This is a genomic window from Rhodobaculum claviforme (assembly GCF_016653255.1).
Lineage (GTDB): Bacteria > Pseudomonadota > Alphaproteobacteria > Rhodobacterales > Rhodobacteraceae > Rhodobaculum > Rhodobaculum claviforme.
In genome coordinates, this window is the sequence record NZ_NHSD01000315.1 from 1 (window position 1) to 2,531 (window position 2,531).

At 69.9% G+C, this 2,531-nt stretch carries 2 protein-coding genes and 2 pseudogenes; all 4 read left to right on the forward strand.

Translation table 11 applies throughout. The features are described 5' to 3' along the window. The first annotated feature begins 100 nt into the window (after positions 1-100). The gene (gene tnpA / locus CCR87_RS15210; RefSeq protein ID WP_338048947.1) at positions 101-517 is read left to right on the forward strand and encodes an IS66-like element accessory protein TnpA; all 417 of its coding nucleotides are present in this window, start codon (positions 101-103) and stop codon (positions 515-517) included. Beyond that, positions 517-870 carry an IS66 family insertion sequence element accessory protein TnpB gene (gene tnpB / locus CCR87_RS15215; protein ID WP_201158389.1) on the forward strand — a complete coding sequence of 118 codons (354 nt, stop codon included), beginning with the start codon at positions 517-519 and terminating at the stop codon, positions 868-870. Before tnpA ends, tnpB begins: the two co-directional genes overlap by 1 nt. 68 nt (positions 871-938) lie before the next feature. Further along, positions 939-2,019: pseudogene (gene tnpC / locus CCR87_RS15220) on the forward strand (IS66 family transposase); the annotation flags it as partial. 1 nt (position 2,020) lies between these two features. Next, positions 2,021-2,511: pseudogene (locus CCR87_RS17385) on the forward strand (IS66 family transposase); the annotation flags it as partial. Positions 2,512-2,531 lie beyond the last annotated feature (20 nt).

Below are 2,531 nucleotides of genomic sequence, written 5' to 3' on the forward strand. Positions count from 1 at the left end.
GTAAGCGCCACGCCGACCCCCTCCTCCCGCTGGTGATCTGACCAAGCCATTCTCTGCGCTCATGAGCGTTGGAGGTTTGGGCTTGGAAAGAGACGGCAAGGTGGGCGTCCATTTGGACGGCTCGTGGGGCGGTGGGGTTTCGCGTCTGGAGGTGATCGAGGGGCCGACCGGGCGACGGCGACGCACGAAGGCGGAGCGGGCTCGGATCGCGGCCGAGAGCCTGGTCCCCGGGGTTTCAGTGGCGGATGTCGCGCGGCGGCATGGGACGACGCGGTGGCAGGTCTATGACTGGCGCAAGAAGCTGCGGACCGGGCAGTTGGTGGTGCCCGAGAGCTTGGCGGCGCTGCCGATGTTCGCGGAACTGGTGGTCGAGGGTTCTGCGGGGGAGGCGCCGCCGGCGCCCTCCGGCGTGGAGGTCGAGATCGTCGTCGGCGATGTCGTGATCCGGGCCGGGTCCGGCGCGGATGAGGGGCAGCTGACGCGGGCGATCCGGGCGGCGCGGGCGGCGACGTCGTGATGCTCGGCCAGAGCGGGCCGGTGAAGGTGTTCGTGGCGACGCGGCCGGTGGACTTCCGCAAGGGGATCGACGGTCTGGCGCTGGCGGTGCAGGAGATGTTCGGGCTGGACCCGTTCTGCGGGGCCGTCTTCGTCTTCCGTTCGAAACGGGCGGACCGCATCAAGCTGCTGGTCTGGGACCAGACCGGGATGGTGCTGGTTCACAAGCGGCTCGAGGGCGGGAAGTTCGTCTGGCCTCAGGTGCGCGACGGGGTGATGCGGATGTCCTCGGCGCAGCTGGCGGCGCTGTTCGAAGGGCTGGACTGGCGGCTTGTAAGACCGGAGCGGGCTCGGCGCCCGCTGGCGGCGGGGTGAGCGCGCCGATGCGCGGGGGCTCCTGTTTTTGCTGGCTCTGAGGGGGGCTTCGTGATTCACTTGGGCGTATGGATGCTGACGCCCTCAGCCGCGAGAATGCCCACCTGAAGGCCCGCCTGGCCGAGGTCGAGGCGGCGCTGGCCGAGGTTCAGGAGGCCAACCGCCGGCTGGAGGACATCCTGCGCTCCTCGCAGCGCGCGCAGTTCGGCAAGCGCTCCGAGAAGCTGTCGCCCGACCAGTTCAACCTGCCCCTGGAGGATGCCGAACTGGCTCAGGGCGTGCTGGAGGCGGCGCAGGAGAAGGCCGAGGCCGCGCTGCAGCGTGCGCGCGGGGAGACGCCCCGCAAGCCGGCGCGCAACCGCGGGCATCTGCCGGCGCACCTGCCCCGGGTCGAGCGGGTGGTCGAGCCCGCCAGCACCCTGTGCCCCTGTGGCTGTGGGCAAATGGCCCGGATCGGCGAGGACGTCTCCGAACGGCTCGACGTGATCCCCGCGCAGTTCCAGGTGCTGGTGACGCGGCGCCCCCGATACGCCTGTCGGCGCTGTTCGCAGGCCGTGGCGCAGGCGCATGCCCCCGAGCATGCCGTCCCGGGCGGACTGCCGACGGAACGGCTGATCGCATGGATCATCGTGTCCAAGTTCGGAGACCACCTGCCATTTTACCGCCAGGCCGGGATCTTCGAGCGGCAGGGGCTCCACCTCGACCGCGGGACGCTCGGCAACTGGACCGGGCGCGCCTGCTTCCACCTGATGCCGATAATCGAGCACATGAAGGCCCATCTGCGCACCGCCCACCGCATTTTCGTCGACGAGACCCGCGCACCGGTGCTGGACCCGGGCCGCAAGGCCACCAAGAGCGGCTACTTCTGGGCCGTTGTCGCCGACGACCGCGGCCATGGCGGTGCCGGGCCGCCCATCGTGCTGTTCCACTACGCCCCCGGTCGGGGCAAGGCGCACCCGCTGAAGTTCCTCGGCGGATACCACGGCCGGTTCCTGCAATGCGACGCCTACCAGTCCTACGACGCGCTGACCGAAATCGCGCGCGAGGAGGGCCCGTGGCAGCTGGTCTATTGCTGGACCCATGTCCGCCGCCGCTTCGTCAAGCGCTTCGAAAACGAAGGATCGCCCATCGCCGAGGAGATGCTGCGCCNTGCGCCGGATCGCGGCCCTCTACGGGGTCGAGAAGGCCGTCCGCGGCAAGGCCCCTGCCGTCCGCCTGTCTGCCCGGCGCGAGCATTCCGCCCCCATCATCGCCGCGCTGAAACCCTGGCTGGAGGCCCAGCTCTCCCGCATCCGGCAGAAATCCCAGCTCGCCGAGGACATCCGCTACACCCTCGCCCACTGGCCCGGCCTGATCCGCTTCCTCGACGACGGCACGCTGGAGCTCGACACCAACTCGGTCGAGAACCAGATCCGCCCCATCGCCCTGACCCGCAAGAACGCCCTCTTCGCCGGTAACGAAACCGGCGCCGAGAACTGGGCCATGCTCGCCTCGCTCGTCGCCACCTGCAAGCTGTCTGCCGTGAACCCCGTCGACTACCTCGCCGACACCCTCCGCGCCATCCTCGACGGCCACCCCAAATCCCGCATCGAGGACCTCATGCCCTGGCGCTACGCGCAGCCGTCAAGCCTCGCCGCATAGGGCCCAGCCATCGCGCTTAC

Coding starts and splice junctions, on each gene's coding strand:
- tnpB (WP_201158389.1), top strand. CDS start 517: ATGCTCGGCCAGAGCGGGCCGGTGAAGGTGTTCGTGGCGACGCGGCCG.